Raw genomic sequence first — 17,727 nt, 5'->3', positions numbered from 1 at the left:
CGTTTTGAGACTATTCCAGTCGATCGATTTTATTTTGTTCATCCTGTTATTCGCTCTTTTCGTTAGCGTAATTGCGATTAATCGAATTACGTTGACGCACAAAGTCTATTTGGCGTTCCATTTCATCATGATGTTATGGCCGCTAGGGCTATTCGTGACGAAAATTACGGATGATCCTATTATACAGCAGGTGTTTATTAACGTAGCTTATTTCGGTATGGGGATGTTGGGACCGGGCTGGCTGATCTTCGTCTATTTCTTGACCGGGAGGGCCGAACGGCTGAAGGCCGGAAGACTGCTCGTCTCGATTTTGCCGGCATTCGCCTGCGTAACCGCTGCCCTGGTCAACCCGAACAGCCTATTTATGTCCCCGATCGACGGCAGCTACCTGAACAGGGAATACGGGCCGTTGTTCTGGGTGCTCGTACTTATTCAGTTCGCGTATTTCTTCCTGGCGCTGATGAACATGTTCCATGCGCTCAAAACCGTCAATTCCATGCACCAAAGAAAACAACTTGCCCTTGCTTTAATCGGCATGTTCGTGTTGACGGGATTCGGCTTGCTCGACGTCATCGTTAACGTATTGCTGGCGCAGTGGCTGCCTATCGTTCCCGGTTTGCTGGCGTCTGGTATTTTGCTGTCCGACTTGTGTTTCGTGATCGCGATTTATCGCTTCGGCATGTTTGATATTTTAAGTTTGGCCCAACGGGATATTTTCGGGCATATGACTACGGGAATCATCGTTGTAGACGACAGCGGCAAAGTATTGGAAGTAAATAAGGGGGCCTCCCCGTTCGTAAGCATCTCTAAAGGCGAGACGTTCGAGATGGAGAAGTTTCTTGCCCCGCTGCAAGTTCAAGGTGAAGTATACGAGTTTCTTTATCGGTATACGAACCATCCTCACGAGAAAATGCAAATGGAATTTTCGCTGCAGGAGAACGCCGGACGGCATGTCTCTATCCAGATTTCCCCGGTGCTGGACGACCGGAGATTGATTCTGGGCCGTATTATTACGTTCCATGATGTTACGGAGTTGCGTAAGCTCGTTATGGAGATGAATCGGAAAAACGAGGCGCTTCACGAACGCAACCTGGAACTGATCACGATTCAGGAGGAACTGTTCAGGGTAAACCAGAAGCTGGAGCAGATGGCGATTACCGATGCGTTGACCGGCTGTTTTAACCGCAGATACTTGATGCAACAGTTGGAGCACGAAGTGTTGCTGAACATGAGATATCAAATCCCGTTTTCCATCTTCTTGTTCGATATCGACTTCTTTAAGCAGATCAACGACAAGTTCGGCCATCTTGTCGGGGACGAGGTCATTCGGAGTACGGCGGATGTCGTCAAGACGAAGCTTCGTCGCACCGATATTCTTGCGCGTTACGGCGGCGAAGAGTTTACTGTGTATTTGCCGCATACGAACCACGAACAAGCCGAATTGCTGGCGGAAAAAATCATGCTTGCCGTCGGAGAGAACCAGGTAGCAGCAGGTAACGAGCTTGTTAGCATTACGATCAGTATGGGCGTGCTGACGGAGCTCAGCATTGATCTGCGATTCGACGATCCGAAAGAGTATTTGCGCGATGTGTTCTCGAGAGCGGATACGGCGCTGTACGAAGCGAAGAACGGCGGAAGAAATCGTGTCGTTCTGGCGATTTGACGACAGCAGAGGCGCCAGCGGGATTGAAGAAAGGGGTTTGGCATGAAGCAAGCCGGCGACAAAGGATCGATGTTCGAACTAGAGAAAGATTTGCTCCCGTTAAACCTATTGCTGCATTGCAAAACGGTTGTCGAAAGTAAAAGCTTCGTTTCGACTGGCGTGATGACCAATATGGAAGGCGAGTTGTTCGAGGTTGAATTGAAAGAATTCGAACAATTCGAGCTTGGCGAAACGGTGAAGCTGATGGTGTACTCGCCGGCGGGGATTCAGTCGATGCAGTCGGTCGTCTTCGCGAAGTACGAAGGGGCGATCGCCTTATTACAGCCGCCGGATGTGCAAAAGCGATTCAAAGAACGGCGCGAGCATCCGCGCGTGGAAATGAGCGGCAGCGCGCAAATGATGCAGGAAATGGTGGCTTCCGGTTACGTAACTATACCCGAGCCGTTCGAAGTTCTGACAATCCACGACATCAGCATATCGGGCATTCGCTTCTCGGGTCCGGATTTACCGAATTTTGCCGCGAACTCCCGGCTGAAAGCGAAAGTGGATATCGGCTTCAGCTTCGACTGCGAGTTGGAAATTTTGCGTCGCGAGCGTCATGAAGAGAACCGGATGCATTGCGGTGCGAGAATGCAAGTGCTGGAACCGGCGATGCTGCGTCCGCTGCGCGCGCTCATTCTTCGACGGCAGGTGGAGAAACATGCACGGACGAGGAAAGACTTAGGCAAGAAAAGGACTTTTAACGGTTAGGGCGTGTCTGAAATTTGCTACCCTCGGAGTTGTCAGACACGCCCTAATCGCCTTTGTGCGTTTGTAGTACAATGGACATAGCTGGAACGGGTGCGGATGGAAAGGGCTGTCTCACAAGTGTTCGCATGACAGGCAAACTCCTATTCACAAGTGAAAGGACCTCAATTCCACCACTTCAATGTGGGGGCTGAGGTCCTTTCTACGAAGGTACAATCGACGAACAACCGACGATTGCTTTGAATGAGCGTTGAACGATTAACAACTGAACGAGCGTATGTGTATGAAAATTCGTACAAAATCGGGAGGATCGGCGAACGGACGGGGGATGTGGACGAGAAACACGCTGGGCACAAAAGATTCGCAAAATGGCTTTTGGGAAAGTCCCTTTTTGTCGTTACAGAACGTTTAAGTTTGCTCATGTTCATTGGTTCATGGCAGATGTCGCGGAGGGAGCGGGATGGCGATGAGTGGTTTTAAGAAAATAGTGCCGGTCATGGTCGCGACAATCATGGCGGCAACGCTTGGTTGGTGCGCTTATCGGTCCGGCATGTTTTTCTCCACAGATTTCTACCGCGTTGAAATCGCAATCTATACCTTCGCTATCGTCTACGCCAGTAGGTTGGCGATGGGGGGGGCGAGCGGAAGCGATTGGCGCGCATGGCTGCCTTTCGGCATGGCAGTCTTGTTCGCCGGACAATTGGCATTTGGTCCGGCATCCGTCCTGGGTACGGAAGACGCCGTGCTTCGTTGGTGCGCTTATGGCTGCTGGACGCTGCTCGTATCTGGAATCGTTCGCTGGGGCAATTTCGGCAAGGACGCTGTCATGCTGGCCGTTCAAGCGACGGGGGCATGGCTGCTTGCCGGGGGATGGGCCGGATGGTACGGAGGGATTTCCTTCACCGATATCGTGCTCCGTTTCAACGACGCCGAACTGTCCGCGACGGGGGCGAGGCTAGCCGGTTTTTTGCAGTACCCGAACAGCTACGGTGCGGTTCTAGCGATGCTGCTGCTTGTGCAGTTGCAATGTTGGGCGAACATTGGAAAGTTTCGGCGATTAGCCGCCGTCACGGCGATTCCTTACGGAGGCGCGCTTCTGCTGACAGAATCGAGAGGAGCGATTGTAGCGCTCGCCGTCGGCGTCTCTCTGGCCTGGCTGCTGCAGCCGGGTAGAGATGGTCGTGTCCGTCTTCTCGTCGCCGTCGGGATTGCGGCGGCGGGAGGCGGCATTGCTGCTTGGTTGTCCTGGCAGTGGATGAGCGGCGGACAAGCCGCTGCGCCATGGCTTGCCCTCGCTTGCGCGATTGCGGGAGCTGCGACTCTGTTGGCGCTGGACGAACGAGAAGCGATGAGGCGACATTGGGCATGGCTTATAGCCGCGGCTGGAGTTGCGGTTGCTTGGTGGAGCGCTTTTTCCGGAGCAGGGGGCAGAATCTCGGGACATTACGGAACAGCCGCTTCGCGCTGGTTGTTCTATAAGGACGGATGGCGCATGTTTCTCGATCGTCCGCTTCTCGGCAACGGCGGCGGAAGCTGGAGGTCCATGTTTAGTTTATACCAAAGCCAGCCTTATGTCGGCGGGGAAGTGCACAGTGGTTATTTAGATATATTGCTTGACGGCGGACTGATTGGATTGGCCTGGCTGGCGATAATGTTAGGTGCGTATTTACTGGGCATATGGCGATTCAATCGCACCGCACTCGCTCCGGCTGCCTTGTTGCTCTTTCACACAGCAATTGATTTTGACTGGTCGTATGCGTTCGTCTGGCTATTGCTGCTGACATGGCTTGTTTTGAATGGCACTCCGCCGGCCGCCGGGAAAGCGGTAAGCGATGCGATGGGAGTACCGGGCAAATCGGCAGGGTCAGGCGAGAAAGTCGCGAAGAAGGTGAGGGGCGGGCTGGTTGCCCGCCGAGCGCTTGCGGCCCTGCTGGTTATCGCCTCAGCGGCGGGGGGCTGGGCGGCGAGGCGTTCCGACGCCGCCATCGAGCGCGCAGCCGCCGGTATGGCGGCCGCGCCCGCCGCACGCGAAGCGCAGCTGCGCGCGGCGCTTGAGGCGAATCCTGCGATGACGCGGATTCGCCTGGCGCTGGCGCCGCTCCTGCCCCTGCGGGAGCGGGCGGCACTGCTTGAAGCGGGGCGGCGGTACGAGCCGTACGCCCCGCGGCTAAGCTTGATGCTCGGCGATACGTACGCCGAGCTCGGGAATGTCGCGCAAGCGGTTGCGGGCTTGCGCGAGGCGACGCGGCTGGAGCGGTTCAGCCGCGAAGGGCAGACGGCCGCCGTCGCCACGCTGGCGGGGCTGGCGCAATCCCGCCGCGACGCGGGCGACGAGGCCGGAGCTCGCGCTGCGGCGGAAGGAGCGGTATCGCTATTCGAGAGATACCGCGAGTTGGACCGGCAAGTGGCGGCGATGGCGCACCCGGCCAACAGCAAGGAATTCGGGCTGTCCGCGTCCGCTCGGATGAATGGGGCGAAAAGCATGCTTTTACTAGGAAGAGTCGAAGAAGGCATTAAGCTGTTGCGCGAAGTCGTTCGGGAAGGTGATGCCGATTGGCGGGAAGAAGCGCAGGAATTACTAGAAAGCGTAGCCGCCAAATAGGGCGTGTCTGAAATCTCACTCAGGGGTAGCTTTCACTGCCTTTACGCTCCCTAACCCCCGATAAACCCCGGCGGGCAGAGGCAATCGAGGAATTCGCCGAAAATGGACGAGGTCGTGGGGGGCTGTCCGTGATGACAAGCTTTGTCGTCACATACGATGCATCATCACGCGATAAAGGAGTGATGATCATGGCCAATCAACGTCCAAAGCCAGGCCGCGCGGACAACAAAAAATTCCGTATAATCGGCGCTAAAGTTGCCAATTTTTCAGGCAGCATGGGCAGCGGCAATAATCCGACGTTCCACCGCTTAACCGTCGTCTGGGTACAAAACAACGGGGTTCCGTTCGATACGACGGGGGTTTTCGCTCGGCTGACCCGCGGCAATACGCTCATTTCGATCGCCAGATTCGACCGTTTTGGCGTTGTTCGTTTCGACAACGTCCGGACGCTGACCAATGTTTCGTTTACGCTGAGAACGTTCAACGCGAACGGTGTGCTTTTCCGTACTCGTACGATTCCAGCTGGCGTGCAAACGTTCGCTATCATCGGCTAAGCCTAATCGATCACGCACAGAAGAGACCGCTGCTTATCGCGGTCTCTTTTTTGTGAGTGCTTTTGCAACAAAGGGCAGTGTCACCGCTATCAAGCGCCGAAAGCGCTGCGGAACGCTTGCGACAACCTTTCTTTGTCCACGCCCCACAACTTCGCGATGTCGTCGCGGACCGTATCGTCCCACCAATCGGCGAGTGCTTTGCGGTTGCTGCGGTGATCGTGGATCCACAGCAGATTGCCGATGACGCGCTCCACGTACAGCTTCTCCGCTTTTTCAACGAGAGATGCGGGGATGTGCTCTTTCAGCCGTTTGACGGTGCGATACAACTCGTTGGCGCATGCTCGCCGAATCGTGCGCGGGGAAGGGAGGGCAGCCGTATGTTTCTCTTGGGACATTTTCATCGCGTAAAAAATCACCCGACCTCTCTATCCATACGTTATGCATGGACGAAAGATCGGGTCACTAGAGGACGCTGAAAACCGGACTTTTTGAACACGTACGATTCAGGGAGCCTATTCCACGATCAAATAGCCGACCATCGGGCCGCCGTCTTTTGGATCGGCATGTGTCTGGCATACGATAGCAAAAACGCCGGATTCTTTGGGGGTGAAACGTACGACCGTCGTTTTGCCTTTGTTGATCGTGCCTTTGATGTCCTGGCCTTCGATGACGAAGGGGTGGGATTGGCCGTTGATGCCGGAAAGGCGAAGCTCGACCGGTTGTCCTTTTTTGGCGTACACCGAACTCGGAGAAAATTGATAGGATTCGATTTTTTTGCCGTTGTCGAGCTGCGCAGAAAACTCGCCTGTGACCATCTGCAGCACTTGAGGGACATCCGACGTAACGCCCGCGGCCGTAGGTTTTGTTTGCTGCCAGCCGATATAAGCTCCCGCGAGTATGACGACGGCTGCGATAACCGAGTACAATTGGATCTTTTTCCGGCTCAGGATAACGATTTTGTTCATTCGGCTCTCTCCTTTTCAACTTTGATCGTACGTATGGATTACTTGACCTATTCGCAGTCTATGCATGGGCAAGCCCCCGCATGACAAGCATCCGGCAATTTGTCCAACAACTCCGGAAACTGGAAGACGGAAGGGGCGATATGCTAGAATAGAAACGGTTATCATGGAGAGAAAGCAGGTTGGAGACGAATGATGGATACGTTGCACGACTGGCTCGATCAAGCGTTGATCTGGATCGAAAGCCTAGGTTACTGGGGCATCATTATCGGCCTCGCGATCGAAGTCATTCCGAGCGAGATCGTTCTTGGCTATGCGGGGTACCTCGTGTTCAAGGGGAACGTATCGTTCACGGCGGCGGTTATTTGCGGCGTCATCGGGGCGATTCTTCAACAATGGCTGCTGTATGCAATCGGGCGTTACGGAGGCAGGCCGTTTCTCGATAAGTTCGGGAAGTATTTGCATCTGAAGCCCAAGCACATCGACCTCGCGGAAAAATGGTTTGAGAAGTACGGGCCGATGATCGTATTCACCGGTCGTTTCGTACCCGTCATGCGGCAGGTTGTAAGCATTCCAGCCGGCATGGCACGGATGAACTTGACCAAGTTCACTTGGCTTACCGTGCTCGCTTCGATCCCGTGGTCGATTTTGTTCGTCTGGCTTGGCAAGAAGCTCGGGGATAACTGGGAGAATATTAAAGGCGAAGCGTCTCAATATGTACAGCCGATCATCCTGGTCGCCATTGCTTTGCTTATCGCTTATTTTCTGTTTCAATACTTACGCAAGCGCGGCAAAAGCATTTAAGCGCCGTCATTTTTCGTTAACGCCATGCAAAACGAATTTACCGAATGGAGGGTTTACAAAATGAGCCAATTAATCGCAAGCAAATTACGCAAAGGATTGTCCCCGCAGCAATACATCGACGGCATGAACAAAAACAAAGAAGCGTTCCAGTCTTATTTGGACCGTTTTGATTGGCACGGTGACGCGGAATTGGAGGAGTTTTACGACTCGTTGAACAACCGCGACGATCTTCGCTGCCTTATTATCGCTGCCGAATGGTGCGGAGATTGCTTACGCAACGTACCAGTCGTGATCAAGGCGATGGACAAAGCGGGCATTCCGACCGAAGTGTTCATTATGGAAGAGCATCTCGATCTGATGGATGAGCATCTGACGAACGGCGGTCGCTCGATTCCGGTCGTACTATTCGTTGATACCGGCGGCCATCTGCTAGGCAAATGGGGCGCGCGTCCGAAATATGTGCAAGAAGCAATGGATGCTTTCAAGGCAGCGAACCCGGACCGGGAAGCGCCGGATTTTCAGGAGAAAATGGCAGTTGCACGCGAAGAAGTGAAACGCAGATATGGCGAAGGTAACGGCTATCAGAAGCTTATTCTAGATGAAATCCGCGACGTTCTGTCCAGAGTGTAAGGAGGGATGAACAGATGCTGACCTTCCAGAAGTTTGCGCTCGGCCCGTTGGAGACGAACGCTTACGTCATTGTGAATGCAGAGCGTACGCATGCGGTAGTCATCGATCCTGGTACGCCGGACGGCGCGCTTCTGCGCAAGCTGGACGGTTTGAAAGTAGAGGCGATATTGCTGACGCACGCGCACTTCGACCATATCGGCGGCGTTGAGACGGTACGCGAAAAGTACGGTTGTCCGGTGTATATACATACGGCGGAGAAGGATTGGCTTACGGATGCGAATAAGAACGGCTCCTCTCGCTGGACGGACGTCACGAAGCCGATTTCAGGACGTGGACCGGACCATTTGCTCGTCGGAGGAGAAGAGCTCGAATTGCTCGGCGAGAAGTTCCGCGTCATGCACGTGCCTGGCCATTCCCCAGGCAGCGTCGGTTTTCTAGTCGGGGACTTGTTGTTCTCGGGGGACGCGCTGTTCCGGCATTCCGTTGGACGCACGGACTTCCCTGGCTGCAGCCAGGAGCTTCTGTTCAAGGGCATTCGTGACCATTTCTACACACTGCCGGACGACGTGCTCGTCTTGCCGGGACACGGACCGGACACAACGATCGGCGAGGAGCGCCGCGACAATCCGTTCGTCAATTAATGGCGATTGTTGTGGTAAAATGTAAAATAACGCTTTACACCTGTATTTTCATTTGTTATATTGAGCCTAGTTGGAAGCACAAACATATGAAATCCAAACGACTGCGAAGCACGCAGGCGACGAAGGGAAACCTTCGCGCCTGCGTTTTTTTATTTTCCAACAGAAAGAAGGGGTTACATGAACAGGAGAAGGCAAGCGTCGATCGGGTTGTCGGCCGCCGTTCTCGCGGGGGTGCTAGTCTACGGCGTATATGAATTGCAACTTAGGCAAATTCGACTGGAAGAGACTGTACAGGTTGTTGCTTCGAAGGCTTTCATAGGAGCAGGAACGAGGCTTGGACAGGAGCATTTAACGATGCTGACGTTGCCTCGCTCCGCCGTGGCAACAGAGATGCTCACCGATGTCAAAGACGCAATCGGCATGGAGACGGCCATCCCGCTCGGCAGCAACGAACCGTTACTCGCATGGAAAATCGGCAAATACCGCTTGTTGCCGTCGAAAGGGCAATCGACTTTTCAAATTCCGAGGGAATACGTCAAATCGATTGCCGGCGGTATCCGCGCGGGTGACGAGGTGCTTGTCTACTTGTCCGGAGAAGAAACGACATCCCGCAAAATGTACGAGCGTCCGGTTACGGTCGCTGGCGTGAAGACGGCGGCGAATATCGAGATCGACGATCCGAAAAACCCGAACTTGCTTTCCTTGGCGGACGGGGATAAAGAAGCGATGTACGCTTCTCGGCGCGACGCGAACGGGACGGTCGATTCAGTGAACTTGAATCTAACCGAAGAGCAGTGGCTCATGCTCGACTCCGCCTGCAAGGAAGGCAAAGCGAAGTTGATTATAGCGTCTATTGGGACAACGATTCGAGGGGCCGGCGAGGAGGTGACGAGATGACGGGGAAGCTGGCGGTTTTCGCTGGATCGACGCCGAACATCGGAACATCTCTTGCGGCGTTCGGCACCGCGCACAGAGTCGCGGCGTTGACCGGGAGAAGTGTCGGCTACTTGTGTTTGAACTTGAAGAGCGCGAAGACGCATTTGTATTTGGGCGTGGATAAGCCGGAAGTTACGCTGGACGGCGTCCGACCGGAGCTAAGAGCTGGCACGTTGAATGGGGATAAGCTGAAACAATACGCGTACCGTTCGACGGCGCTAGGGGAGCTTCGCGTACTGTTCGGCAACATGGCCCGAGAGCAAGCCGAATATTACGAACCGGAGGACATTCGGCGGCTGTTAGCTGCTTCCAGGCAAGCGTTTGAGCTGACGATCGCAGATGTAAGCGCCTATTGGGATAATGCGGCGACCGTGTGCGCGATGCAGGAAGCGGACGACAGGTATCTTGTGACGACCGGCAGTCTCAGTCACTTTCAAGAAGATGTACATCGGTGGACCTTTCAGGTCGGATCGCAATTCGGCATGACGCCGGAACAATTCCGGCTGGTCATGCTGAAGCGGAATCAACGAATGACGGGGGGATACGGGATGAGAGAAATTCGCAAAGAAGTCGGATGCGCCGAATGGACAGAACTGAAACTGCTGGAAAGCGCGCATTTACAGCTCGACAGCGGAAGATTGGATGAATGGCTGGCTGAGCAAAATCATCTTTCTTCTGCATTCGATGAAGTGGCGGTCCCTATGCTTAAACGGCTCGATTGGCAATCAAGAATGCGTAAAACCGACATGCCCTGGTTCAGAAAACTGCTTAAGCACCGGCGAGGCTTGTTATGAGCATCGAGTCGGTATCTAATGCCCCCGTTCGTTTCTCGACGACCGCTTACGCAGCTACGTTGCAACCGGCTTCGGCCGCTGAAGAACATGCGGAAGGAGCATCCGCCGGACTGAACGAGCTTAGGTCGCATACGGAAGAAGTACGCCATATGCTAGCTTCGCCGCGCGGATGGAGCGATGAAGAAAGAAGGGCATACGCGGAGAAGCTGAATCGGGCGATAATCGGTTTTCCGCAAGAGCGGGCGGAGATGCTAGCGATTATCGCAGATTGGATTATCAAGAAGCGGCTTCAGCACGTTTCGTTCGGCGGATTACCTTACTCGTCTCTTGCGGAAGCATTGTTCGCGGAAGTAATCGGGATGAACGTTCTTGAGCTCGTGTTGCGCAACAGGGAAGGACTCGAAGAAATTCAGGTAGTAGGTACGCGGATATTCGAAGTGCGTGACGGGATGGCTGTCGCTTCCCCATATCGGTTTCAGGAAATCGGCCACGTCGAGAGGATCCAGCAGAATCTTGTCCTGTTTAACAACGATAGAATCAATCCGCGTAAACGCTGGGCTGAAGTGTTGCTGCTCGATGGTTCGCGCGTAACGTTGACCGGCTTCGGTTTTACGGCGCAGCCGACGTTGACGATTCGGCTGTACACAGTCAAACGATTCAGTCTGGAGACGCTTTGCCGGCCAGAATATCGGACGATGGATGACAGGGTAAGGCAACTGATTCTGCTCATCGTCCACAGCCGGCTAAACATGGTAGTGATCGGTGCAACGAATACAGGGAAAACGCATTTAATCAAAGCGCTCATCGCCGCCATGCCGGACGAGGAACGGATCGTTACGATCGAAAGTCGGTTCGAGCTTAATCTCGCCAGGGATTTTCCGGGAAAAAACGTCGTCGAATACGAGGCGGAAGAAGACGATCCGCTGCACGGTCCGCGCCAAGCTTTCAAGCTGGCGCTCAGACAATCGCCCCGAAGAATCTGCCATGCCGAAATTCGCGACGAAGACGCGAACATTTATGTCCGTGCTTGCACTCGCGGCCACGAAGGGAGCATTACTTCCGTTCACGCAACCGCATTAGAGGACGTTCCCGATACGATAACGGACATGTGTATGTTGGATGGGCGGGGAATGAATCCGGTATCGATGCTTAGGCGCATCACCGAACACGTTACGCATATCGGCTTCGAAATGCGACTGATCGGCGGTGAGCGGAAGCTTGTACGTGTCGGAGAATTCGAGTGGCGCGACGGCGCTGTTACGGTAAGAGATTTGATTCGATACGACGAAGCGTCCGGAAGTTGGGAATTTCCGCAACCGTTCTCCGAGAGAACGAGGCACAAAACCGCGAGAATCTGCCCGAGTGCAGCAGACATCGTTCAGGATGAACCGGGGAAGGAGGCGCCATGCTGAAATCGGCAATCGCCGCACTAGCGGTATTCCTCTTCTGGATTACGTTCGCGTGTATTCGGTACGGACTTACGGCTTGGTGGGATAGCGAAGCGTTAAAGAGGCGTTTGTTCTCGCACCAATCGAAGAAGGCGGGCATCTCGCTTGCAAGCCGGAGGCTTATCCGTACGAACGCTCTGCTCGCTCACGTCACAGACGCAATGATGGCGCTCGAATGGAGGATGAAGCCAACAAGTTTTTTCGGCTGCTCGATTTCGATGGCTATCGCGGGGATATTCTGCGGGGCGATCGTCTTTCATTCCGTTCGGTCGGCGGCGGTGCTCGCCTTGATATGCGGAGGACTCCCGTATTTACTGCTTCGGCTGTCTCTCGTGAATCGACAGCTGGCGACGAGGCTTGATTTCTTGCCCGCCGTGGAGTTGTTCTATCAGAGTTATCTCGTAACGGGAAGCCGGCATATTCGCATCGCTTTGCAGCGGGCCGTCGAAGAGCGCCGATTACCTGGCGAAGTGCAGCTTGCATTCGAGCAACTGCTTAGAAATCTGGCGGTGAACGGCGATGACGAAGGCAGCTTGCGTCAGTTCGCGTTATCGTTCGGCAGCGTTTGGGCGGACTACTTCGGCAATATTTTAAAAGTCGCGCTCGAGGAAGGCAACAATGTCGCCGACAACTTAAAGGAGTTGATCTCGGACATGCGCAAAGCCCAGTTGGCCAATCTTGTCGAGCGGCATAAGCTGCTGGAAATCCGCATGGCGAATTTTGCGCCGATCTTGTTTCTCGGTCTGTTCTTGATTGTGAATTTCCGGCTTAATCCGCAAGGAAGTTACGAGTATTACTTCAGGGATGCGGGGGGCCGTAACATGCTGCTGAACGCCGCTTTACTGCTGTTTGGCTCCTTTCTGATGGGCATTTATTTATCGCGTAGAAAACTATAAACAGGTGAGGGAGGAGACGGATGGCGGAATGGACAGGAAACGTATCGGCAGGGCTCGGTGCCATCGTGCAATTCGCTGCGTCGTTCATCGCAATTGCGATTCTGTTGCGTGCCTTCACGACGCCCAGGGCCCGTTGGAACGTGAGCTGGAGAAACTGGCGCGGAAGGAAGGCTCCGACATGGTGGCTCCGAACATGGCGCGCTGACGCGCCGAGCGTGGCGCTCCAGGAAAGGAAACTTCTGCTTTCCGGCTGCGGCATCCGGTACTCGCCGTCGTCGTATTTGGCGCACCGGAGAAGTTTGCTAACGCTTTTTCCCGTGATCGCCGGTGGGCTATATACGTTGCTGAATCAGGGCGTTCTATCTGGCATGTTCCCGTGGTATTTGTTATTCGCGGCGCTCATCGGTTGTGCGGCGATGTGGAGCGACAAAACGTGGCTGCAGGCGTTTCGACGTTATCGGACAGAACGTATTCGTAAAGAACTCGTCGCCGTTAGCAGTCAGTTGCTTTATTACACGGGCTCGCGACTTCATTTGCATGGCAAGCTCATGAAATGTTTGCCGTTAACCAGGCAAACTCGCTCCGAGATGGGGCTGCTGCTGAACGAGTGGTATTATGACGCCGATGCCGCGCTAAAGCGGTTCAAAACCCGGCTTGGGACGGATGAAGCATACGGTTTTGCCGAATGTTTAAGGTCGCTGAGGCTGAATGAGAGCGAAGACATTTACGATTTGTTGAGGGAAATGTTAAGAGATTACAAAGAGCAGATTAGGCTGGCGAAAGAAGGCCGCAAAGAGACAACTTCCTATGTGTTGTTCGTGTTTGCGGGCATTCCGATCCTGTACACGTTTCAAATTTTTCTATACCCGTGGGTGCAAGAGGCGGGAAAGCTGTTTGACGCGTTAAACCCGTAGAGAGGATGTTCAAAATGAACTTTAGAGAGGAGGCGAGAAGATGCGCAATATTTTGATTACGGTGATGATGCTGATCGTCGTCGCACTCATGTTCAATGCGATCATTGCAGCTGATAACACGGGAACGCGGGATCGTATCGAGACGCACGGCAATACGGCAAACACGACTTTAGGCAATCTGCAGCCGTAACGAAGGGAGGAATCACATGAGACAGTTGTTGATGACGATGCTTCTGATTGCGACAGTTACGCTCCTGTACGCGTCGTTTGCGCAAGGCGAGGGTGGAGCGAAAGAAACGATCGCGGGCTCGGGCAACCGGATGGCGGACGCCATTTCGCGCATAAGCCCGTGAAGCAACTGCTTGTGTTCGTCCTTTTCTCGACGTTGTTCTGCTGGCTGATGTTTTCCCCGATCTACAAGCATGTGCTCGTCATCCGGCAAGCGCTCCTTCAACAAGAAGCGGACTATATGCTGGAGATCGGGGCAAGCGGCCGATTCGGTTATATCGACGGCGCAATGGTTGCGCAATCCCGGGAACGACTCGCCGGCTACGGATTCAATCCTGTCAGACTGGAATACGAGGTCGTTTCCACGTCGGGAGAGGAGGCGACGAACGCTTCATCGCCGCTGCGCCGAGGGACGGGTATTCGGCTCCGAATCGCTTATCCTTACGAGAATTTATTGCAGATCGACCGCTTGATCGGTTTGGAACCGCCTTCTGGCGAAGCGAGAATTGCCGGCGGGGGAATGAAGATGAGCGAGTATGTTGCTAGGAGCGATTAAGCTTCGGAAGCAAGGAGATTGTCCGTTATGGCGAAGCTGGTATTCAGCGTGCTGATGATCGTATTGTGGTGGATGTTACACGCTTTGCAGATGGATGAAGAGATGGCGATGGGGACTGTTCACGACGCGAAGCGGGCAGTGGATCGGGCCGCTCATGCGGCTGCACAGCAGATCGACGGCGATAAGCTCGAGATGGGCATACTTTCTCTGCAGCCGTCGCTGGCAAGTACGGCCGCTCGGGAATATTTGCGCAACAATCTTTCATTGGACGAGTCTCTTAATCCGCTCCCTGGCAGTTTTTTGCGAGAAGCGGTCGATGTACGGGTATTCGTCGTCGTCAACGATAGCGAAACGTTCCCGTACACTTACCGGAACGAAAGTTACGACTACGAAGTGACCTTAGAACGGCCCGGCGTCGTACTAATTGTACATGTTGCGTATCCTCGCATGTTTGGCGTGTTGTCTCCGGTCGCATGGGATTTGAAAGGTTCTGCTGAGCTTGTATACTGACGGGATCTAATTTGAGTCGAATTTGCAAGTTGACGAGCCGCCCGACATTTGCTCTAATGGTAGCGTGGATAGACAAGCGAGAAGGAGCGTTACTGACTATGCATATCGAACCGCCGCGCGAGGAGTGGCTGAACAGACGGTTGAAGCTGCAACAGATGATGAAATCGCAAGGGCTAAGCGGCTGCCTGGTGACGCAGAACGTCGGCATTTACTATTATACAGGCTCGATGCAGACCGGTTATTTGTTTGTGCCCGCGGTGGAGGAGTCGACTTATTATGTCAGAAGAAGCGTAGCTCGGGCTTTAAGCGAATCGAACGTTAAAGTGGCGGAGCTCGGGTCGTTTCGAAATTTTGGGCGGCAGTTGGAGGCGGATTACCCGGAACTGTTCGGCGCAACGGTTTCTGAAGGTTCCCTGCCTTCTTCCTTCTCGTCTGTCCCCTTGATCGGCACCGATCTCGATGTGATGCCGACGCAGCTCTATTTCAGGCTGACGGAGGCCGTGCCGCAAGCAAAGCTGACGGACGCGTCCGGGTTGCTTCGCCAGGCGCGCAGCGTGAAAACGCCGTATGAGATCGCCCGTATCGAGCGTGCGGCCGAAGCGGTGGCGCAAGCGCTTGATGTAGGTTGCGAGCGTCTGCATGAAGGCATGACGGAGCTGGAACTGATGGCGACTATCGAACGAGAGCTGCGGAGTCACGGACATATCGGATTGATGCGCATGAGAGGATACAATCAGGAAATTATGACCGGTGTCGTTGCTGCGGGTGATGCGGCGGCCGAACCGACCTATTTCGATGGACCGACGGGCGGGCGGGGCCTTTCCCCGGCAGCTCCGCAAAGCGCAAGCTTGCGCCCGATCGGTCGCAACGAACCGATCTTGATCGACATCGGCTGCTGCATCGACGGCTATGTGATCGACCAGACGCGCACCGCCGTCATCGGTGAGCTGTCCCCGGAGCTGCGGGCAGCCTATGAGACGGCGGAAGCGATTATTCGCCGCGCCGAGCAAGAACTGAAGCCGGGAGCTATCCCGGAACAAATATATGCCGAAGCGCTCATGATGGCCGAAGCGGCAGGACTGTCTTCGAACTTCATGGGTTACGGACGGGACCAGGTGAAGTTTCTCGGGCACGGCATTGGCCTTGAGATTGACGAATGGCCGGTGCTGGCGAAAGGCTTCCGCGATCCGCTGGAGGCGGGGATGACGATCGCAGTCGAGCCGAAGTTTACGTTTCCCGGCGTTGGGGTTGTCGGCATCGAGAACACCTACGTCATTACGGAAACGGGCTGTCGGGCGCTTACCGTTTCTCCCGAAGGTATTTATTCAAAGCAGCATTCGTAGCGCCATCTGTTCGTCTGCTCGTGCTGCCGTCCAACTTAAGTAGCCGTCCAACCGACCATACAGAACCAATGATCATCGGAATCCGTTACTGCGGTGCCCGATGATTTTTTTTTATTTTTTATATGAACGATCTGATCCCGGGAAACGTATTACTGTCGACTTGCGATCACAGCCCAAGAGGAAGGCGGATGATAAGCGGCATGCCCCAACCCGCAAAACCGCATCGAGCAGGCCGAATATCCGATTCCGAACTGGCCTCTTTGCTTCGCGATAATTACGAAATGGTATTTCGATACTTGCTGAAAGTAACGATGAATCGCGCCGAGGCGGAAGATGTTACACAGGAAACGATGATTCGTGCCATCGAAAACATCGGAAAGTACGACGGCAGCTCCAAATTTTCGTCATGGCTTATTACAATCGGCACAAGACTGTTCATTGACGCGATTCGGAAACGAAAGCGGGAGAGCAGAACGCTGATGGAGGAAGCCAGAGCGTCGGCGCTGCAATGGGAGTCCCTTTCCCGAGGGCAGGAGTGGACGGAACTATTGGCAAGCCTGGATAAGCTGTCTCCGGAGGAGCGTCTGCCGCTTGTTCTCAAACATTATTACGGCTACACCTACGAGGAGATCGGAGAAATGATGTCCGTTCCTTCGGGAACGGTCAAATCGAGAATTTTTAATTGCACCCGCAAGTTGCGAGAGGAGCTGAATGCACATGACAACGCCGGATCGTGAAAGCGACGAAAAGCTGGCAGCAGATTTGCATGAGACATGGAATCGACTGGACGAAGCTTTCCCGTCTTCTCCGGCGCCGATCGAGACGTGGGAAGCTTTCGTTCGAGAACGACGCGGAATCGCGAGACGAAAGCTGTGGCGGGAGCTATTGTTGTTCTGGTCGGTGGCCGTACCGGCAATAGCTGGCGTTGTGCTGCTCGCAACCGGCTTCACTGCCGGTTTCTGGGCATTGCAGGGCATGGCGCTGCTCTTCGGCAGCTCGTTGATTGTCGGGGAAATTCGCAGCATGCGAAAGCGAAGCAAGGAAGAGGCGACCTATGAATGAGGAAATGTTAGCGACTAGCTGGTGGTTCTGGTTGTCGCTCGGGTTGCTGTTGCTGACGCAAAGCACGCTGCTGTTCCTGCACGCCCGCCGCGAAGGCGGCAAACCGTGGCTTTGGGGGCTATGGGGACTGATTCAGGCGCCGCTGCCGACATTGACTTATATCGCGTTGCAGCAATGGAAGAAACGCAAGCGGAAGCGGGAACTTGCCGCAACGCAAGAACGGGAAACAGGAGGAGATTCGGATGATAGATTCTAAATTGCTCATGTTGCTATTGCCCATAGCCGTCATTCAAATTGTGCTGATGGCGACGGCGTTAACGGTGCTGTACCGGGCGAAGTCGGTGCGCTGGAACAAATGGGTGTGGGTGTTCATTATTGTGTGCTTGAATATCGTCGGGCCTATTTTGTTCTTCTCGCTCGGCCGGAAGGAGAATTGA

General features: G+C 54.3%; 23 protein-coding genes. 21 read left to right on the top strand and 2 right to left on the bottom strand.

What is annotated here, in order from left to right:
* The first annotated feature begins 4 nt into the window (after positions 1-4).
* The 4 genes from ACFPOF_RS29690 (at position 5) to ACFPOF_RS29675 (ending at position 5,566) form a co-directional block, all read left to right on the top strand.
* On the top strand, positions 5-1,663 hold the full coding sequence (locus tag ACFPOF_RS29690) for a histidine kinase N-terminal 7TM domain-containing diguanylate cyclase (protein ID WP_378139124.1): 1,659 nt from the start codon (positions 5-7) through the stop codon (positions 1,661-1,663).
* Between the two features lie 42 nt (positions 1,664-1,705).
* A complete protein-coding gene (locus tag ACFPOF_RS29685) occupies positions 1,706-2,413 on the top strand; it encodes a PilZ domain-containing protein (protein ID WP_378139122.1) in 708 nt (235 codons plus the stop codon).
* A gap of 457 nt (positions 2,414-2,870) precedes the next feature.
* Positions 2,871-5,012, top strand: coding sequence for an O-antigen ligase family protein (locus ACFPOF_RS29680; protein ID WP_378139120.1), 2,142 nt, complete (start codon positions 2,871-2,873; stop codon positions 5,010-5,012).
* A 188-nt stretch (positions 5,013-5,200) separates the two neighbouring features.
* A complete protein-coding gene (locus tag ACFPOF_RS29675) occupies positions 5,201-5,566 on the top strand; it encodes a hypothetical protein (protein WP_378139118.1) in 366 nt (121 codons plus the stop codon).
* 89 nt (positions 5,567-5,655) lie between these two features.
* Here ACFPOF_RS29675 and ACFPOF_RS29670 read toward each other — a convergent pair whose 3' ends face one another.
* Together ACFPOF_RS29670 and ACFPOF_RS29665 are read right to left on the bottom strand one after the other, a co-directional pair.
* Positions 5,656-5,967: a dehydrogenase gene (locus tag ACFPOF_RS29670; RefSeq protein ID WP_378139116.1), complete on the bottom strand. Its 312-nt coding sequence runs from the start codon at positions 5,965-5,967 to the stop codon at positions 5,656-5,658.
* Between the two features lie 111 nt (positions 5,968-6,078).
* Complete coding sequence (locus ACFPOF_RS29665; protein WP_378139114.1) at positions 6,079-6,531, bottom strand: cupredoxin domain-containing protein; 453 nt, start codon at positions 6,529-6,531, stop codon at positions 6,079-6,081.
* A 189-nt stretch (positions 6,532-6,720) separates the two neighbouring features.
* On the opposite strand from ACFPOF_RS29665, the gene uptA reads away from it, so the two are divergent.
* From uptA to ACFPOF_RS29580, 17 genes are all read left to right on the top strand, one after another.
* A complete protein-coding gene (gene uptA, locus ACFPOF_RS29660; RefSeq protein WP_378139112.1) occupies positions 6,721-7,332 on the top strand; it encodes an undecaprenyl phosphate transporter UptA in 612 nt (203 codons plus the stop codon).
* Positions 7,333-7,392: 60 nt separating this feature from the next.
* A complete protein-coding gene (locus ACFPOF_RS29655) occupies positions 7,393-7,962 on the top strand; it encodes a thioredoxin family protein (RefSeq protein WP_378139110.1) in 570 nt (189 codons plus the stop codon).
* A gap of 14 nt (positions 7,963-7,976) precedes the next feature.
* The gene (locus ACFPOF_RS29650; protein WP_378139108.1) at positions 7,977-8,603 is read left to right on the top strand and encodes an MBL fold metallo-hydrolase; all 627 of its coding nucleotides are present in this window, start codon (positions 7,977-7,979) and stop codon (positions 8,601-8,603) included.
* A gap of 177 nt (positions 8,604-8,780) precedes the next feature.
* Positions 8,781-9,500, top strand: coding sequence for a CpaB family protein (locus tag ACFPOF_RS29645; protein WP_378139106.1), 720 nt, complete (start codon positions 8,781-8,783; stop codon positions 9,498-9,500).
* Positions 9,497-10,333, top strand: a complete 837-nt coding sequence (locus tag ACFPOF_RS29640) for a hypothetical protein (protein WP_378139105.1) — start codon at positions 9,497-9,499, stop codon at positions 10,331-10,333. The genes ACFPOF_RS29645 and ACFPOF_RS29640 overlap by 4 nt, the downstream gene beginning before the upstream one ends.
* On the top strand, positions 10,330-11,745 hold the full coding sequence (locus ACFPOF_RS29635) for an ATPase, T2SS/T4P/T4SS family (RefSeq protein WP_378139103.1): 1,416 nt from the start codon (positions 10,330-10,332) through the stop codon (positions 11,743-11,745). Before ACFPOF_RS29640 ends, ACFPOF_RS29635 begins: the two co-directional genes overlap by 4 nt.
* On the top strand, positions 11,739-12,677 hold the full coding sequence (locus tag ACFPOF_RS29630; protein WP_378139101.1) for a hypothetical protein: 939 nt from the start codon (positions 11,739-11,741) through the stop codon (positions 12,675-12,677). The genes ACFPOF_RS29635 and ACFPOF_RS29630 overlap by 7 nt, the downstream gene beginning before the upstream one ends.
* Positions 12,678-12,697: 20 nt before the next feature.
* Complete coding sequence (locus ACFPOF_RS29625) at positions 12,698-13,591, top strand: hypothetical protein (RefSeq protein ID WP_378139099.1); 894 nt, start codon at positions 12,698-12,700, stop codon at positions 13,589-13,591.
* A gap of 40 nt (positions 13,592-13,631) precedes the next feature.
* Entirely contained in the window at positions 13,632-13,781 is a 150-nt protein-coding gene (locus tag ACFPOF_RS29620) for a hypothetical protein (RefSeq protein WP_378139097.1), read from the top strand.
* Between the two features lie 16 nt (positions 13,782-13,797).
* Positions 13,798-13,944 carry a hypothetical protein gene (locus tag ACFPOF_RS29615; RefSeq protein WP_378139095.1) on the top strand — a complete coding sequence of 49 codons (147 nt, stop codon included), beginning with the start codon at positions 13,798-13,800 and terminating at the stop codon, positions 13,942-13,944.
* Entirely contained in the window at positions 13,941-14,375 is a 435-nt protein-coding gene (locus ACFPOF_RS29610) for a hypothetical protein (RefSeq protein ID WP_378139093.1), read from the top strand. The genes ACFPOF_RS29615 and ACFPOF_RS29610 overlap by 4 nt, the downstream gene beginning before the upstream one ends.
* 27 nt (positions 14,376-14,402) lie before the next feature.
* Positions 14,403-14,885, top strand: a complete 483-nt coding sequence (locus ACFPOF_RS29605) for a hypothetical protein (RefSeq protein WP_378139092.1) — start codon at positions 14,403-14,405, stop codon at positions 14,883-14,885.
* 98 nt (positions 14,886-14,983) lie between these two features.
* The gene (locus tag ACFPOF_RS29600) at positions 14,984-16,228 is read left to right on the top strand and encodes a M24 family metallopeptidase (RefSeq protein ID WP_378139090.1); all 1,245 of its coding nucleotides are present in this window, start codon (positions 14,984-14,986) and stop codon (positions 16,226-16,228) included.
* 188 nt (positions 16,229-16,416) lie between these two features.
* Complete coding sequence (sigY, locus tag ACFPOF_RS29595; RefSeq protein WP_378139088.1) at positions 16,417-16,965, top strand: RNA polymerase sigma factor SigY; 549 nt, start codon at positions 16,417-16,419, stop codon at positions 16,963-16,965.
* Positions 16,946-17,290: a YxlC family protein gene (locus ACFPOF_RS29590; RefSeq protein ID WP_378139086.1), complete on the top strand. Its 345-nt coding sequence runs from the start codon at positions 16,946-16,948 to the stop codon at positions 17,288-17,290. The genes sigY and ACFPOF_RS29590 overlap by 20 nt, the downstream gene beginning before the upstream one ends.
* Positions 17,283-17,546: a sigmaY antisigma factor component gene (locus ACFPOF_RS29585; protein ID WP_378139084.1), complete on the top strand. Its 264-nt coding sequence runs from the start codon at positions 17,283-17,285 to the stop codon at positions 17,544-17,546. Before ACFPOF_RS29590 ends, ACFPOF_RS29585 begins: the two co-directional genes overlap by 8 nt.
* The gene (locus ACFPOF_RS29580; protein WP_378139082.1) at positions 17,533-17,727 is read left to right on the top strand and encodes a PLDc N-terminal domain-containing protein; all 195 of its coding nucleotides are present in this window, start codon (positions 17,533-17,535) and stop codon (positions 17,725-17,727) included. The genes ACFPOF_RS29585 and ACFPOF_RS29580 overlap by 14 nt, the downstream gene beginning before the upstream one ends.

Origin of the sequence: Cohnella soli, from assembly GCF_042655525.1 — a bacterium.
Taxonomy (GTDB): domain Bacteria; phylum Bacillota; class Bacilli; order Paenibacillales; family Paenibacillaceae; genus Cohnella; species Cohnella soli.
The sequence above is the reverse complement of the archived record's forward strand: the minus strand, read 5'-3'. Positions and strand labels throughout refer to the sequence as shown.

Excerpts from the sequence above, each read along its gene's own strand:
- ACFPOF_RS29685 (WP_378139122.1), top strand. The coding sequence starts at position 1,706 with ATGAAGCAAGCCGGCGACAAAGGATCGATGTTCGAACTAGAGAAAGAT.
- ACFPOF_RS29680 (WP_378139120.1), top strand. The coding sequence starts at position 2,871 with ATGGCGATGAGTGGTTTTAAGAAAATAGTGCCGGTCATGGTCGCGACA.
- ACFPOF_RS29675 (WP_378139118.1), top strand. The coding sequence starts at position 5,201 with ATGGCCAATCAACGTCCAAAGCCAGGCCGCGCGGACAACAAAAAATTC.
- ACFPOF_RS29670 (WP_378139116.1), bottom strand. The coding sequence starts at position 5,967 with ATGAAAATGTCCCAAGAGAAACATACGGCTGCCCTCCCTTCCCCGCGC.
- ACFPOF_RS29665 (WP_378139114.1), bottom strand. The coding sequence starts at position 6,531 with ATGAACAAAATCGTTATCCTGAGCCGGAAAAAGATCCAATTGTACTCG.
- uptA (WP_378139112.1), top strand. The coding sequence starts at position 6,721 with ATGATGGATACGTTGCACGACTGGCTCGATCAAGCGTTGATCTGGATC.
- ACFPOF_RS29655 (WP_378139110.1), top strand. The coding sequence starts at position 7,393 with ATGAGCCAATTAATCGCAAGCAAATTACGCAAAGGATTGTCCCCGCAG.
- ACFPOF_RS29650 (WP_378139108.1), top strand. The coding sequence starts at position 7,977 with ATGCTGACCTTCCAGAAGTTTGCGCTCGGCCCGTTGGAGACGAACGCT.
- ACFPOF_RS29645 (WP_378139106.1), top strand. The coding sequence starts at position 8,781 with ATGAACAGGAGAAGGCAAGCGTCGATCGGGTTGTCGGCCGCCGTTCTC.
- ACFPOF_RS29640 (WP_378139105.1), top strand. The coding sequence starts at position 9,497 with ATGACGGGGAAGCTGGCGGTTTTCGCTGGATCGACGCCGAACATCGGA.
- ACFPOF_RS29635 (WP_378139103.1), top strand. The coding sequence starts at position 10,330 with ATGAGCATCGAGTCGGTATCTAATGCCCCCGTTCGTTTCTCGACGACC.
- ACFPOF_RS29630 (WP_378139101.1), top strand. The coding sequence starts at position 11,739 with ATGCTGAAATCGGCAATCGCCGCACTAGCGGTATTCCTCTTCTGGATT.
- ACFPOF_RS29625 (WP_378139099.1), top strand. The coding sequence starts at position 12,698 with ATGGCGGAATGGACAGGAAACGTATCGGCAGGGCTCGGTGCCATCGTG.
- ACFPOF_RS29620 (WP_378139097.1), top strand. The coding sequence starts at position 13,632 with ATGCGCAATATTTTGATTACGGTGATGATGCTGATCGTCGTCGCACTC.
- ACFPOF_RS29615 (WP_378139095.1), top strand. The coding sequence starts at position 13,798 with ATGAGACAGTTGTTGATGACGATGCTTCTGATTGCGACAGTTACGCTC.
- ACFPOF_RS29605 (WP_378139092.1), top strand. The coding sequence starts at position 14,403 with ATGGCGAAGCTGGTATTCAGCGTGCTGATGATCGTATTGTGGTGGATG.
- ACFPOF_RS29600 (WP_378139090.1), top strand. The coding sequence starts at position 14,984 with ATGCATATCGAACCGCCGCGCGAGGAGTGGCTGAACAGACGGTTGAAG.
- sigY (WP_378139088.1), top strand. The coding sequence starts at position 16,417 with ATGATAAGCGGCATGCCCCAACCCGCAAAACCGCATCGAGCAGGCCGA.
- ACFPOF_RS29590 (WP_378139086.1), top strand. The coding sequence starts at position 16,946 with ATGACAACGCCGGATCGTGAAAGCGACGAAAAGCTGGCAGCAGATTTG.
- ACFPOF_RS29585 (WP_378139084.1), top strand. The coding sequence starts at position 17,283 with ATGAATGAGGAAATGTTAGCGACTAGCTGGTGGTTCTGGTTGTCGCTC.
- ACFPOF_RS29580 (WP_378139082.1), top strand. The coding sequence starts at position 17,533 with ATGATAGATTCTAAATTGCTCATGTTGCTATTGCCCATAGCCGTCATT.